The organism is Cupriavidus pampae (genome assembly GCF_914271485.1).
Classification (GTDB): domain Bacteria; phylum Pseudomonadota; class Gammaproteobacteria; order Burkholderiales; family Burkholderiaceae; genus Cupriavidus; species Cupriavidus pampae.
In genome coordinates this window covers 75503-91335 of the sequence record NZ_CAJZAG010000018.1, presented here as the reverse complement: position 1 = coordinate 91335, position 15833 = coordinate 75503, and the positions used below count along the sequence as shown (strand labels likewise).

General features: G+C 67.6%; 6 protein-coding genes. All 6 read left to right on the top strand.

The genetic code is table 11. The annotated features are described in order from the left end of the window. Positions 1-2: 2 nt before the first annotated feature. The 6 genes from LDO41_RS32425 to LDO41_RS32400 are packed head-to-tail and all read left to right on the top strand — an operon-like array spanning position 3 to position 15833. Positions 3-4223, top strand: coding sequence for a baseplate J/gp47 family protein (locus LDO41_RS32425; protein ID WP_223995634.1), 4221 nt, complete (start codon positions 3-5; stop codon positions 4221-4223). Then, on the top strand, positions 4220-5056 hold the full coding sequence (locus tag LDO41_RS32420) for a hypothetical protein (RefSeq protein ID WP_223995633.1): 837 nt from the start codon (positions 4220-4222) through the stop codon (positions 5054-5056). Before LDO41_RS32425 ends, LDO41_RS32420 begins: the two co-directional genes overlap by 4 nt. Next, positions 5053-7731: a hypothetical protein gene (locus tag LDO41_RS32415; protein ID WP_223995632.1), complete on the top strand. Its 2679-nt coding sequence runs from the start codon at positions 5053-5055 to the stop codon at positions 7729-7731. Before LDO41_RS32420 ends, LDO41_RS32415 begins: the two co-directional genes overlap by 4 nt. After that, positions 7728-11744, top strand: coding sequence for a contractile injection system tape measure protein (locus LDO41_RS32410; RefSeq protein ID WP_223995631.1), 4017 nt, complete (start codon positions 7728-7730; stop codon positions 11742-11744). The genes LDO41_RS32415 and LDO41_RS32410 overlap by 4 nt, the downstream gene beginning before the upstream one ends. After that, positions 11728-13107 carry an ATP-binding protein gene (locus LDO41_RS32405; RefSeq protein WP_223995630.1) on the top strand — a complete coding sequence of 460 codons (1380 nt, stop codon included), beginning with the start codon at positions 11728-11730 and terminating at the stop codon, positions 13105-13107. Before LDO41_RS32410 ends, LDO41_RS32405 begins: the two co-directional genes overlap by 17 nt. Further along, the gene (locus LDO41_RS32400; protein WP_223995629.1) at positions 13104-15833 is read left to right on the top strand and encodes an Ig domain-containing protein; all 2730 of its coding nucleotides are present in this window, start codon (positions 13104-13106) and stop codon (positions 15831-15833) included. The genes LDO41_RS32405 and LDO41_RS32400 overlap by 4 nt, the downstream gene beginning before the upstream one ends.

Here is a 15833-nt window from a genome sequence, read left to right as displayed (position 1 = left end):
GCATGGGAAACGGTACCCGGCAGAACGATAGGCTCGCGGACACGCTGCGGTCCGGCGGCGTGCTGCCCGACGAGTTTGGGCTGGCCGATCGCATCCGCCTGAGTCTCGCGCAGGCCGGTGACCTGCGCTTTGGCGCGCGACCCGATGGTGGCTTCTGGGATGCCGCACTGCGCCGCGACGATACCGTGCTGCTGGCCGAGCTCGCGAGCTTTCCGCTCGAACGGCTCGAGGCCGGCTTCGTCGCAGCGCTCGAACGGGAAAGCGAGGCCGCCTTGTGGGCCCGTCTGTGGGGGGTGGTGCGCAGCTATGACGGTTGGTGCTGGCGGCTTGGCGGGCAGCAGATGAGCGTGGCGCGGATCGGCTCGGCTCTGCGCCATACCGGCGGCACCGACACCACCGAGACCGAGCGGATCGATGACGCGCTCGGCGAAGCCTTACTGGCGCAACTCGAGCAAGGCCTCGGTGAGATGCTCGGCAGCGGCATCGCCATGTTCGGCCATGGCGGCGGCAGGCTGCATCCGGCATGGGTCGATCATGCAGCCGAAGCGGGCACGCCGCTGGCCGCCGTGCTGCCAGCCGACGATCGCACCGGACGTCGGCAGTGGCTGCGCCGCAGCTGGCTTGCCTTACAGCTCTCCATCGCCAAGCTGCGGCCGCTCGCGCGCGCGCAATTCGAGCAGAGTCTCGCCACTGGCCGGCACGAACCGTCGATGGGGCTGCTGCTCACGGCATTGCAGCTGTTCCAGTACACGCGCGCGCCACTCAACCGCTTTCCGGACCGGCTGATCGACTTCTATTACGGCGACGTGCTGCGCCTGACACCGCGGCCGGCCGTGCCCGAGTCGGTGCATCTGCTGCTGGCGCGTGCGGCGCGCTATGCGGGCACGGTCGAGATCCCCGCCGGCATGCGCTTCGCTGGCGGCAAGGATAGCCAGGGCAGGGCGCTCGAGTTCGCGGCGGACGCAGCCATGTCGATCACCGACACGCGCGTGGCCACGCTGTGCAGCCTGCGGATGGAGCGCGATTCGACGATCTCGCCGCAGCGCGAGTTCGATTATCCGACGCGCATCAAGATGGAGTACCTGCCGTTGCTAGCCCCGGCCAATGCCTATGGCGAGCGCGCCCGGTGGTGGCCACTGCTGGGCGGCGCGGTGCGCAATACCGCTTCGCAAGCACAGGACGCGCGTCTCGGCTTTGCGCTTGCGTCGCCACTGCTGCGGTTGCAAGAGGGGCAACGCGAACTGCGCGTGCGGCTGCAACTGTCGCATCCGGCCGCCGACAACGCAGCGTTGCTACGCGCTTTGCGCGTGCCACGCGACAAGCGCGATGCAGATTGGCTGACCGCCGTCTATCAAGCCTATGCCGAATTCGAAGCGCAGCATTTCCCGGGACGTCCGCGTCCGCCCGCGCCGCTCAAGACGCTCGATGCGGCCGCGCTGGCGCGCGATGCGTGGGCCCGAAGCAATTGCTTCGAGCACGGCGACGCGCATCTGAGCTTCCTACTCGCGGTGTGCCTCGCCTGTGACGATGCCGATCGATTCGCCGAACGGCTGGGTCGGCTGTTCGCTGCGTGGCTCGTGGCCGGCGATGAAGACCTGCGTACCGTCGACCTCATGGCGCTGCGCGCCCATGCCGCCAAACTCGCTCCCGAGCGCAAGGATCGCCGTGTCGAGATCGACGATCCGCTGATCCTGATCCACCCGCCACGTCACGGTGGTCATACGGCGGAGGTCACGGAGCTTCCCGACCGAACGCTGATCTTCGAACGGGTCTTCGCCGGCATCTGGCAGGCCGAGCTGAGCGTGCCTACGGGCTGGCTCACGTTCCACGGGGTATTCACGCGCCGGCGTCCACGCGCGGACGATGTGGCGCAGAACGGCGGCATGCCGATGGGCGGGGCCGTCGAACTCGTGCTGCAACTCGGCCCCGACACGCCGCCGATCGTGCCGTGCCAGCCCGCGATCCATGGGGAACAGTGGCCCGAGCAAGCCGCGATCCAGTTCGTGCTGCGCACGCACAGCCGCATGTATGCGTACGGCATGCTGCAGCAATACACGCTGCAGGATATTCGCCTGAGCGTCAGCGTGCATGCGCTGCGCAGCGTAGTGCTGTACAACCAGCTGGGCCGGCTCGATCCGTCGAAGCCGTTTTTGCCATTCGGCCCAACGCCTGCCGTCGGTAGCTATCTGGCATTCAGCAGCCCCGAGCTCGCGTGCAAGCCGTTGCAGGCGCTGCATCTAGACCTCACATGGAGCGGGCTGCCGTTGTTGACGGGCGGCTTTCCCGAACACTACGAGCGCTATCCCGGTGACTGGCCGGCGAGCGGTTTCCGTTGCGCGGCACGCGTGCTGGCCGATGGCAACTGGCGCCATGGCGACGAGGCGTCGATGCCGCTGTTCACGACGATAAATGGGCGCGAGCGACTGGCATCGGCCCATCGGCTCGTGTTTCCCGCGGCGACATTACGTCGCCTGCATCGCGCGGCCGCGCCGCGTCCGGCCGCAGAGCCGTTTGCCTACGGCCTCGGTACGCGCAGCGGCTTCTTCCGACTCGAGCTCGCCGAGCCGCCGGGTGCGTTCGGCCATGCGCTCTATCCCACGTTGCTCGCGGACGCGCTCACGCAGAATGCGCGCCGCAAGCACGGCGGCCCGGTGCCGCGTGGACCCTATACGCCGGTGCTGGAGTCGATCTCGCTTGGCTATCAGTCGAGTCAGGAGATTGCGCTGACGAGCGCGTCGTCGGAGGTGGCGCCCGGGTTGCTGCAGGGCGCGTACCACGTGCTGCCGTTTGGCATCTCGCCGATCCTGCGATCGGGCACGCAGGCGAGGGACAAGGCGCCGAGTCTGCTGCCGCGCTATCCCAGCGACGGCAATCTCTACATCGGCCTGGACGGCAGCGATCCGCAGGGCGGGCTAAACCTGTTCTTCCATTTGCGCAAGGAAGTCGCAAGCGGGCGCTGGTCCGACGAGACGCCAGTCTTCGACTGGGCGACGTGGCACGAAGGGGGCTGGCAGCCGTTGCCTGCTCATGCGGTGGTCAGCGATGGCACGCAGGGCATGCTGCGCTCCGGCATCGTACGGTTGAACCTGCCGGGCGGCATGGCGCCGCTATGCATGCCGGGCGCGACTCCGCAGTACTGGCTGCGCCTCAGCGCGGATTGGGGATTTCTGCGCATGGCCGGGCTATACGGCGTGCATTGTCATGCGGTGCGCGCCACGCGCGTGGCGCCCGATGGCGCCGACGGGGTATTGGAACAGGTGGAATTGCCGCCCGGCAGCATCGATCGGGCGGCGCGCAGTCTTGCCGGACTCGGTACCGTGCTGCAGGTGGGCGCCTCCGACGGCTGGCGTGCCGCGGATCCGCCGGAAGCGCTGCGCATGCGTGCGGCCGAGCGGTTGCGGCACAAGGCGCGCGCGGTGACGCGGTGGGATTACGAGCGGCTGTTGCTCGATGCATTTCCAGTGGTCTGGAAGGCGAAATGTTTTCCGCACCATGAGCCGGCCTCGCTCGATGCACGCGATACCGCAGCGGGGCCGCGCCATCGGCATCTGGCCAACCGGCCGGGACATGTGCTCGTCGTGGTCGTGCCCTATCCGCATCCAGGCGATCTGTTCAGCAGTACGGAAGCGTCGCGGCTCGATGCCGCCACGCTCGATGCGATGGAGCGTCATCTGCGCGCCTGCGCGCCGCCCGGTGCCACGATCTGCGTGCGCAATGCCGCTTACGAGCGTGCCCAGGTGCGCTGCAGCGTGCGGCTTGCGCGCGATCGGCATCCCGGCGCCGCGCTGCGGCAGTTGAATCAAGCCATCATCGAGCATCTGTCGCCGTGGCATGCCAATGGGCTAGGTGCCGAGTTCGACTGGAGTGTGCGGGCCGAAGATATGGAGGCGTTACTGCGCGCGCAGCCCGGCGTGGAGGAGGTTGGACGCGTGTCTATGCTGCATATCGTGCGGAACGATCGGCAGTTCAACGCGCTGCATGACACGGCCACGCACGTGATCCACGGCGAGGCTCGCACGCTGCGGCCCGCGCAGCCGTGGAGCCTGTTGCTGCCTACGCGCACGCATTTAATCGAGCTGCGCGACCAGCTCGGGCCGCTGGTGCCACAGCCGACGGGCATTCGGCGGCTGGCGGTCGGTGGCACCTTCATCGTAGGGCGTTCAGCTCAGGCGACAGCTTCGGGCCGCGCGGCAGGGGCTGACGGAGAGGGGTCGGCGCCATGACGAGCCGCAATCGCGAATCGCTCAAGCGCTACTTCCGTGAAGGCGCGCTGCCCGACGAGGATCATTTTGCCGATCTGATCGACTCGATGCTCAATATGAGCGACGAGGGCTTCCGCAAGACTGTCGAGCACGGCTTCGAGGTTTACTCGCCGCTCGGTCACGACGCGCTCCTCAGTTTCTTCCGCGATCAGGACCCGGAACGGCCCGCGTGGCGCATCGAACTCGGCGGTGCGCGCGACGCGCTGCTCGTGCATGGGCGCGACGTGCCCGAGGATGCGGACACCGCGCCGAACGGCAATGGCAACGGCAATGGCGGCGGGCAGGCGCCCGCGCTGCTGTGCCTCGATCAAGACCAGCGTGTGGGCATCGGCACGGAGCGGCCGCAGACCCGGCTCGACGTGGCCGGCACCGTACGCAGCAGCGGGCGTGAAGGCGCGTATACGCGCGAGCATCCGGTCGTGCTGCGCGCCGATGGCACGTGGCAGGACCTGACCGACGATCTCGAAGGCTGTCAGGCGTTCGAGGTGGTGGCCGGCGCGGGCCTGCGCGGCAAGGGAAGATTCGGCCTGGTGCATGCGATTGCCGTCAACACCTACAACCCGACGCTGGGGCTGTTCAACTTTCTCAATCGCAAGCGCGGCATCCGCTGTACCCACGGGTATTACAGCCGCGGCTGCGATCGGCTTGAGCTGCGCTGGTTCGGGACCAGCGGCCGCAATGCGCGGTACCGGCTACAGATCCGCACCGGCTGCGACTTCGGCCCGGATGCCGTGCTGCAGGCGCAACTGACTCAGCTTTGGTCGGATGCGCATATGAGCGGGGGCCAGTCATGAGTGCGATCCTCAAGCGTGATGCGCCGCTGCGCGTCTCCGGCACGCCGGCTTCCGATGCGGCCGCCGTGCCTGCGCCGTCGACGCCGATGCAGCATGACATCGCAGCCATCGCGCGGCTGCACGGCGATGCGTCATTCAGTTATGGGGACCTGCGCGCGCGTGGCATCGCGCTGACGCAGGCGGCAAGCGGTCAGTTGTGGACCGACTACAACCTGCACGATCCCGGGGTCACGCTGCTGGAGTCGCTGTGTTACGCGCTGACCGAAGGGGTATTTGGCGCGCAGGCCGATATCGCCGATCTGCTGACGGCTGCCGATGGGCGCATTCATTACCGGCAGCATGCGCTGCATGGCGCGGAGGATGCGCTGCCGTGCCGGCCGACTACCGAGCTTGATCTGCTGCGCTACCTGCTCGACCGCGTGCCGGCCGTGCGGCAGTTGCGGCTGCAAATGGACGCGGATGGGCTCTGGCAAATGGCATTGCGCGTCAGTGACGAGGATGGCGCAGCGGCTGCGCGGCACCTCACGCGTGCCTATCATGCCGCGCGCAACCTGTGCGAGGATCTGCGCGACACGCCAAAGGTGCTGAAGCAGCGCTGGTGCGCGCTCGAGATCAGCCTGAGCGTGGAGGGGCCGCGCGATCCGGGCGACGTGCTGGTCGAACTCGTGCGCCGATGCGCCGATATCGTCAGTGCGGCGCCGCCACGGCAGCCGTTGCAGGCGCGTCTCGGGCAACGCGATGCGCTAGGCCAGCCGGCGGGGACGGCCGAGTTGTTCGATGGGCCGGTGCTGCGGTGCGGCTGGATCGCGGACGAGGCCCTGCGCGACGATTCCGCGAATCGGCTGCATTTCAGCGATCTGGCGCGGGCGTTGCGGGAAATCGATGGGGTGACCGCGATCAGCGCGCTGAGGCTGGTGCCCTTGGCTACGATGGCTGGCGGTTCGAGTGTGGCGGAAGCATCGGACGTTTCGGAAGTATCGGACGCCGAGGACGATCCTGCCGGCACCAGTTTGCCGTGGCATGGCGAAGACTGGGCGCTCCAGCTGCGTTGGCCCGATGTGCCGGCGATGCTCGACAACTGGCAAGTATCGCAGCGTGGCAGCCGGGTTCATCTCGATACGCGCGCGTTGCTGGCGAAGTTCGCCGATGCACGCCAGGCCCAGCGCGTGGCCAGTAGTTCGCCGCGGACCGCGCCGTTTACCGGCAGGTTGTTCGCGCGTCCGAGTGGCCGGTATTTGCCGGATGCCCCGTATCTGTCGATCTGGCATCATCTGCCGCCGCTCTATCGCGAATATCACCTCGCCCCGCGCGCGGATGCCGAGCGGCAGGCGCAGTTTGGCGCGTATCTGGCGCTAATCGAGCAATGGCAGGCGCATGGCAATGCGCAGATGCAGCAAGTGCGGCAGATGTACAGCATCAAGGCGGAACCGCGAGAGAGTTATTGGTGGGCGCCGCTCGATGGCAGCGATATTCCGGGGCTGGCTGGCGTCAATGCGCGCACGGCCGATGCCACGCGTGCGTTGCTGGCGGCGGACGATGACGCGATCGATCGACGCGGGCGCGTGCTCGATCTGTTGCTGTCGCTTCATGGGGAAAGCTGCGACCAGCATGCGATCCAGCGATTCGGCGTGTATTACGACCAGGCTGTGTGGCAGCAGCATCTTTACGCGTGCAAGCGACAGTTTCTACGACGAATCGTCCGACACACACGCGATCGTGCGGGCGCGTTCGACTATAGCCGGCCGTCGCTGGGCCGGCGGGGCAATACTGCGCCGTTGCAGGAGAGAATCGGGTTGTTGCTAGGGTTCTCTCAGGCACATAGCCGTCGATTGACAGGCACGCTGGCCATGCATGGCATGGCGATCGACGAGCGTGCGCATCGTAGCGCGGAACAGGGGCTCCCCCAGGAAGCGCGTCAGGGTCCTGCTCACGCAGCGCCTAAACACGCGGAACCATTGATGATGTGGCCGCCATTACGGTCACGCATCGTCGCGCATTTCGATGAGGACGTCGCGCTGCGAGCCGTGCATGAGCGGTTGTCATTCCACTTCTCAGACCTCGATTCGCGCGCGATGCCGGCAGCATTGCTGCGATGCGCGGCGCATGCCGGGCGCTATCATCGCGCCGAGGCAACGACAGGGTCGGAGCTTTGGCTGGGGCCGGACGAAAACGGCCAGTGGTGGCGACTGGCCGTCCGAGCAGGGCAAACCGGCGTGGTAGCGCCCGCGTTGTACCTCCACGAACTCGCATGCCGCGTGCAGCGCGAAGCCGAGGGGCTGCACCTCGTGGAGCACGTATTGCTACGGCCGCTCGGCAATGCCGACGGGGACATATCCGAGACGTTCTATGCAAACCGCGTGAGCCTGTTCCTGCCAGGATGGACCGCGCGCGGCGCTGACCAAAGCTTCCGCGACCTCGCCACGGGGATCATCGCACAGGCCTGCCCCGCGCATATCCAACCCAATGTTCATTGGCTCGATCACGCGGCACTGACTGCCTTCGAGCAGGAGTTCGAAGCGTGGCTCGACGCGCGGGTGGCACTGGCCCGCGAGGCAGGGAACGAGAACGCGGCAAGCGTGGACGGCAATGCAGCCGTCGCGGCGCGCGTCGATACCTGCGCGGCGGCACTGCGGCGCCGTTTGCAGGCATTGGCGTCACCGGGAGCGGCGCGATGAGCAACACGCGACACGCAGCAAGGCGCGGCGACGCGCATGCCATCGAAACGCTGACATGGGAGTCCGTGATCCGCGATGACCGCGACGCCGCCTATGCCCACCAGGCGCGGCTTAGCGCATTCCTGAACGGCCCAGGGCTCGTCACCGTCTCGCGCGTGTTCTCGCAGATGTCGGTCCCGGGCGAGGTCTGGCGACTCGACCGCCTCGAACTGGACACCGGGCCACTGCGGCCCGACGACAGCTTCCTGCAATGGGCCGACATCCTCGAAGGCCAACTGGTGGACGCACTGCTGCGCGCCCGACACCCGCACTGGGGCGACACGCGACAACTCGCACGCGAGCCACGGAACGAGGGCCACGCCGCGCCCGAGCGCAGGGCCGAGGAAGGCGCCCGAAGCCACCCGCGGGATTCGGCTCGCGACACGCCTCGGCATTGGGTTAAGGACACGTCGCCGGAATCGGCCCGGCGCTTCTCAAGCGCGCCGGCTCATGAGCCGCCTCTAGAGTCAGGTCGAGACACCTCTCGCGACAACCGCAGGCCCTCCGACTATCAGAGCCTGGAGCATTTCCTGTTCTACCTGCAACGCGGCCACCTGCCATGGTCACGCAGCACCATCGCCGGACGCAAACTCTCGTCATGGCTCGCCACACTTGCGCGCCGCACCGGCCCGCGCCTGTGGTCGCTGCTGCGCGATCTGCGTCCCGCAAGCTACGTGCTCGCAAGGTTGAGCCAGATCACGCCATATCAGGGCTTGCAGGCGCTGATCGGCGTACGCCACCGCAGTCTGGCAAACAGCCTCGACGCGCTCGATGCTCAGTTGCTGGTCCCCTCTCAGGCGGGCGGCCGCCTCAGTGCGTATCAGGTGCAGCAGATCCAGCAGGCATGGCGCGTGGCGGCATTCCGCACGCTATGGGACCAGCACGGGGCGCATTTGAGCGCGGACGATGTCCAGCGCTTGCAACGGGAGTTGGGCAATGCATTGGCCCGGCAGCTAGGACGGGGCGCCGGCCGGGCATGGCGTCCCAGACGTGGCCGGCCAGAGCACGAGGCGCGCCCACAATCTTCCGATAGCGCCCGCGGCGACGACCACGATTCGAGCCTGACGTCGCACTTGCTAACCGGCGTGATCGCCGTCGTGTGGCCGACAGAGCTGGATGTCGCGCGCGCCTCAGAGACTGCGCGCCTGCAGACGGACGACGCGACCGAGACACCCGGGGCCGCACCGGAAGCCCACCCGCGTACCGGCCTGCCGCCAAAGGGCGCACCCGCTCGCGGAGTGCCGCTCGAGACCGGCAGACGCCCACTTGACGTTATGCCTGCCGGCAGAGGCCCGCGTGACGCCGCGACGGCAGACAGACGCCTGCCCGAAGCGGCGCCCGCCGGCAGACCCTTTGGCACCGAGACCGCTGGCACCCGCCCACTCGATGCAGTGGCGGCCGGCCGAAGCCCGCTTGACGCCGCGCTGCGCCGCCTCACAACCGCGCTCGATCGCGGCGCGCCGCTCGATGCAACTCCACTGGAACTGCTATTGCAGGACCTGCAACGGCGCGCGCCCGGTGCGCTGCGCACGCATCTGCGCGCCCACGTGCTCCAGCACGGGCAAGCGGGCCACTGGCTGACAGATCACGGCGGCACGGTGACCACGCACGTACTGCAAGCCATCACGCCACCACGCTCCGGAGCCCCCGCAGTTCGCCACGACGCGCATTGGGTGGAGTCACTGCGCCAGTTCTCACTCGCGGCGCTGTCGCGCGGCGCAGGCGGTGCACCGAAGACCCGAGGCGGCAGCGTGTCCGCGCTGCAGGCATGGCTTGCAGACTTCAGCTTGCATCAGCTCGCGTCAGGAGAGCGCCCCCCGCAAAGCCAGCAAGGATGGCATCGGTTGTGGCAACAGGCGCTGCTGCACTGGCAGCAGGGCGGGGTGCCGACGCGCGCTTTGTGCACGCAACGCATGGTCGCGCCACGGCGCGCCTCACTGGAAAGAATAGCGCCGGCGCTGAGCACAACGGCCGCAGGCGTAAGCCCAGGCGCAAGCGCGAGCATGGACGCAGCAAACGGCGCGGGCATGGAGACAGCGTCGAATGAGGGCAGAGGCATCGCCCCTGGCGCGAGTGCCGACGTCGGCGGCAACCCGAGCGCCGACATCGGCGCCGACGCAGGCAGGGCTGCAAGCGTGGCCATCGGTGCAGGCGCGGGCGTTGCGCCGGATGCGGGCATCAGCACACGCGCGGACAATGCAGCGAGCACGGGCATCGGCGAAGGTGCGGGCCATGTCAAGCGCGCGGGCGACGCTGCGGGCGGGAGCATCAGGGCACGCGCCGACAGCGCGGCGAGCACGGGCATCGGCGAAGGTACGGGCCATGCCAAGCGCGCGGGCGATGCTGCGGGCGCGAGTATCAGGGAACGCGCCGACAGTGCGGCGAGCACGGGCATCGGCGAAGGTACGGGTCATGCCAAGCGCGAGAGCAATGGTGCAGACAATGGCGCAGGGATGGGCACAGCAACGAGCCGCGTCGGCGTCGGCAACGCCTTGATTCAGCGCCTACGCTTACACCCACGCCGGCGCGCGGCTTCGAAGCCCGCGCCAGCCCACCCTATGCGCGATACGGTCAGTCAAGCTGCAGGCGACCCAACCCGCAATGCCGCGCCAGCAGCCCCCAATCGGCACCTTGCCGACGCGACGAACATCCACAAGCGCCGCCCGACACCCACAGCAATCCCATCACGTTGGCACGCGCTCCACCGCGTGGAATCGCGCGCCGAGCGGTTGGTTCATATTCTCGCGTTGCCATCGCGCGCAGCCCCCACACGCGACTGGCTCACCCGGCGGCATATCGCCCACTGGCTAGCAGCGCCATCCCTATGCGCCGACTGGCTCGCCGCCACGCGTCCATCGCAGCGCTGGGCACTGCTCGCGACCCTGTTCCCGCGCCAAGTCACCGCGCTACGCCGCACCAGTACCGCGCTATACGCCACCCGCGCAGCCCTCACCCCGATGCAGTCGCCGTCGGCACGTGAAGCCGCGCACTGGCGATTCTTCATCGAACGCATCATCACTGCCAGCAAGCCCCCAACAACCGCAAGCCTGGTCCGCGAACAAATCCTGCGCATAGGCGCCGATCAAGGCCATCAGGGCCCGATGCTGAACCGCTGGCTTGCCACCGCCACCCGCGTCATCGCGCGCAAGAGCGGCGGTCTAACCGACAGCCACCGCCCAGGCAGAAACGCAAGCCACCAATCCGTGGACCCGATTGCACCATCGCTGCCCGCGGCCGCCGGCTTAGAATCGCCAGCACCATCCAACACCTCCCGACAACGCCCAGCCAACTGGCTGCAATCCATCCTGCGTAGACTCGATCGCCAACCGACCCCAGTCGAGCGCGCCATGGCCACCAAGCCTGACATCCACCGCGCGAGCCACACCCGGCCCGCACCGGACACCGCAACCGTCAACGACATCGAATTGCCCGATCCCTCCAACCTCGACCACCTCGACAACGGCGAAACGTTCTACGTCGGCGATGCCGGCATGGTGCTGCTGGCTGTCTACACCCAACGCCTGTTCGACCGCCTGACCCTGCTGGAAACCGGCGAATTCCGCGACCCGGAAGCCATCTCCCGCGCCGTCCGCTGCCTGACGTGGCTCACCCACGGCCAGGACGTCAGCGAACCCGAATGCCTGCTCGCCAAACTGCTCTGCGGCATGCCGCTGCGCACGCCGCTCTCGGGCGATCCGACCCTCGACGACGACACGCACCAGTTGCTCGACAGCCTGCTGGGCGCAGTGATCGCGAATTGGAAAGCCATCGGCAATACCAGCGCGCAAGGCTTGCGCCAAACCTTCCTGCAACGCGAAGGCCGTCTCACGCACGAAACCGGAGAGGCCGGCACGCGCTGGCGCCTCGTGGTACGCCCCGGCCAGTTCGACATGCTGCTGGACCGGCTCCCATGGTCGTTCTCGACGATCAAGCTCCCATGGATGAAAGAGGTGCTGCATGTCGACTGGCGTTGAATCTCCCATCGCACTGCACGCGGAAGCCCTCCGCCGGGAATTGGACTGGCTGGAAGCCGTTCTCGACCAACGCTTCCAACAGCATTTCGGCAACAGCGGCAGCGCCGCACCCGCCGACGCAGCGGATGTCATGCCATCGGCGCCGGACGCCCCCGTGCTGCCGCCAGGCAGCGCATTGCGCGATATCGTTCAGCGCCACAATCTCGACGCGAGGGAACGTCTTGTACTGGCCCTCGCTCTGGCCCCCCATCTGCGCCCCGGCGCGCTCGACCTGTTCTTCGTCAAGAACCGCAACCTCGACCGTGGTTTCACCGAATTCGGCGGTTACCGTGCCCAGCACCATTCCGGCTTCCTGCCGACAGGCGAAACGGCGGCATTCCTGATTGCCGGCGACGACATTGCCGCGAGAATTGCCACGGCGGCCCTGTTCGATCCCGAGCATCCCATGACGCGCGCCGGCATTGTCCGCCTGCACGACGACGTCGGCGCCGAACCGCAATTGAGCGGCGCGCTGCTGCCGGGCGCCGAGATACTCCAGTGGGCGCAGACGGGTGTTTCGCACAAGCCCGACTACAACGCACAATTCCCTGCGCGCCGCATCACCACCGCGCTCGGATGGGACGACCTGATCCTCGCCCCCGACGTGATGGAGCAGATCGCAGTCGTGCAGACATGGCTGCGCGAAGGGCCCGCGCTGATGGACGCATGGGGGCTCGGAAAGTCGGTCAAGCCCGGCTATCGCTGCCTCTTTTATGGCCCGCCGGGCACGGGCAAGACCCTCACCGCCACACTGCTTGGGCAGAGCGCAGGGGTGGATGTCTACCGGATCGACCTCTCGATGATCGTATCGAAGTACATCGGCGAGACCGAGAAGAACCTCGCGCGCGTGTTCGACCAGGCGCAGAGCCGCCAGTGGATTCTGTTCTTCGATGAAGCGGATGCGCTGTTCGGCAAGCGCTCGGCCACGCAGAGCAGCAACGATCGTCACGCCAACCAGGAGGTGGCTTACCTGCTGCAGCGCGTGGAGGATTTCCCGGGGACGGTGATCCTGGCCAGCAATCTGCGCAGCAATATCGATGAGGCGTTCTCGCGCCGCTTTCAATCGATGATCTATTTCCCGATACCCGATGCGACCGAACGTCTGCGGCTCTGGCGCAGCCTGATTCGCCAGCCGGAACGCGCAGGCCCCGACGTAGACCTGCCCGCACTGGCCGCGCAGCACGAATTGTCCGGCGGTGCCATGGTGAATGTGTTGCGCTTTGCCGCGCTGCAAGCCAGCCGCGAAGGGTTGCCGCATTTCACTGCGGATCATCTCCGACATGGCATGGCGCGCGAGCTGCGCAAGGAAGGGAGAACCGCATGAGGCGCGCACAGCGTGGCATGGCGGCGGCGATAATGCTGACGGGGCTAGGGCTGCTATGGCCAGCCACGGGCGCCGCACCGGTGGCCACGCCCAGTGGGGCGTCGGGCGCCGCACCGACCGTGACAACCGCCGCAGCCTCGGCCGCGCAGGCGGGCCCTGCTCCAGCGGGTGTGTCGGCAGGCAATGCGACAACCGCCACGCCTCCGTCCGTGACCGTGCCCTCGGCCGCATCAGCGGGCACGACGCCGATGCCAGCGCCAGCGACCGCGAGCGGCGCTTGCCCGGTATCACCGGACCACGTCACCAACTTCTGCCTGCCCGACCCCGACCCCCTGGCGTTCGAGAAGACCGCCATCACCAACCTGCCGGCAGCCCGCGTCGACGTCGCGTACACCTATCGCTTCCTAGGTACCGGCGGTGAGCCGCCGTACGTGTTCAGCGAAGTCGGCACCGGTCTTCCCGACGGCCTGACGCTTGACGCCAACGGCAATGTGCGCGGCATCGCGGCGCAGCCGGGGCGGCGGACGTTCACGGTAGAGCTGCGCGATCGCTGGGGGCAGGGCGTGCGGCAGCAGTTCGCGATCAACGTGACTGGCCCGCGATCGTCGCGTTCGGCACCCAAGCTCGCGCCCACTATCGTGCCGGTCATCCAGAACGTGCCCATCGCGGCCACGCAGACGCCGCTGCGCAGCCGCACGCAGATTGACACGTGGCGCATCACCGACGCCCTGCTCGAGAAAATCGTGCCGCCGCCACCGCCCGAAGCCGCGTCTGAGCCCGCAGCCGAGGTGGGAGGCGAGACCACCGCCGCCGCACCTGCGCCCGTAGCGGGTGCGACAGCCGTGGCCGTCGCCACTTCCGGCACCGGCGCTACGGCGGTGTCCTCCGCTGATTCCACACAGGCCTCCGCCACCGATGGGGACGGCCTCGACGAGCTCAGCGACGCCGGCGCCGCGCAACTGGTCACGTTGATCAAGCCATTGCTCAACGTCGACTACCCAACGCGCGCATTGTTCACCGCCGCCCTCGACACCCGCGTCTGCGCCTACGCCGCCGCGCTGACCAGCCGAGTGGCGCTGGAAACGAGCCAGAACGCACCCACCGCGGACCAATGGCAGCAGCGCTGCGCCACCGCATGGCAAGGGCCGCCTCCGAAATCCCCACCCCAACTGTCGGAAGCGCCTGTCAAATGGCAAGACCTGCCCGCCACGCTGATGCCGCCCCGCGTCCGCGCCTGGCTGGTCGATCAGGCCATTCAACCCCACGACGCCACCATCGGCTCGCCACCGCCATGGTCTGGCACGGGTTGCAATTGCCTCATCGCCGCGACCAGCGGCGCGGTCTACGGTTTCGTGCCGAACTGGAGCGATAGCAAACAGGGCCCCAAGCTCGATTTCAGCCTGTACGAGCGGCTCATGGGCTTCGCGCAGCCATTCGACGACGACGGCAACGTCACGCCGCTCCAGCCAGACGCCGCCCAATTGGACTTCCTGCGCGCCGTCCATCGCTACGGCAGCAAACTCGACGTCACGATCTATCGCAAGGACTGGCAGTTCCTGCTGCACATGCCGGAAGACCAGCGCCGCCGCGTGGCCGAACAGGTCGCTCGCCAGGCCATGCGGATGATCGACGTGCCGCTGCGTCAGTACGAGACGCGATGGGAAGACCGTCTCCCCGCCGTGGCAAGCGACAGCCACGTTGGCGATGGCATTACGTTGTTCCTCGACCAAGCGCCACGACCCGGCGATCCACGCTATGCCGCGTTCGACGACTTTCGCCACCGTCTGATCCAGACGCTGATCGCCGAGATGCGTCGCAGCAAGCGGCATTACACGCTGAACCTGATGTTCCCGGCCAGCGACCTCGTGCCGACGCTGCGCAAGCCCGACGAACGTGTGCGGCTGCTGCCCGTATCCGCAGCCGCGGCCACCCAGCGCAAGGGCGGAGCACCGGCCTCCGCGCCTGCCGCACCTGCCGCAGCCAACTCCGACCCCGGCAGCGCGGTGTGGACCTTCAACCGTCTGTTCGACTACCTCGTGCAAGCCGAGGACCCACCGTATCAGGATGGCCGCATCGTGGTGGGCGCCGAAGGGTATCGCAGCCGCACCAACGTGACGCTGCGCTACGTGGTGGCGTTACCCGAACCCACGACGCAGAGCAAGAAGGTGCTGCGCGATGCCGTCGAGAACACCGCCGACCTTGCCGGCACCAATCGCGCGATTGTCGTGCGACGCGTCTTGCCGCTGGTATCGATCGGCAGTGCCGACGCCCGCCAGATGCGCGACGACATGGCGTACTTCAACGACAACTTCGGCGGCGTCGCCCTGTGGCCGCAACCGGCCGCCGATGCGGCGACGAGCCAGCTCGTCGAATCCGCGGTCCGCAGCACCATGCTTGCGGGAGAGACCCGAGAGGGCGCGCTCTGCAACGTGGTTTGCGATGGCCGATGGGTCTTGCGCGCGGCGTTCTGGTTGCTACTCGCCATCGCGACGATCTCGCTCGCGCTATATGTGGTCTCGTGCCGGGTGCGCGCCCTTGGCCGCCCGTATCAGCTGTATCTGCTCGTGGCCGGTCTCGTGCCGTTGGTGATCGGCGGGCTGCTGCTGCGCTGCGACCCCGACCTCGCCTCAGCCGACTTGAGCAACCGATTGCTGTTCCTCGTCCTCGCGGCCGTGATTATCACGATGCTGATCCCGCTGCTCAAACCGCGCGTACAAAAACCATGA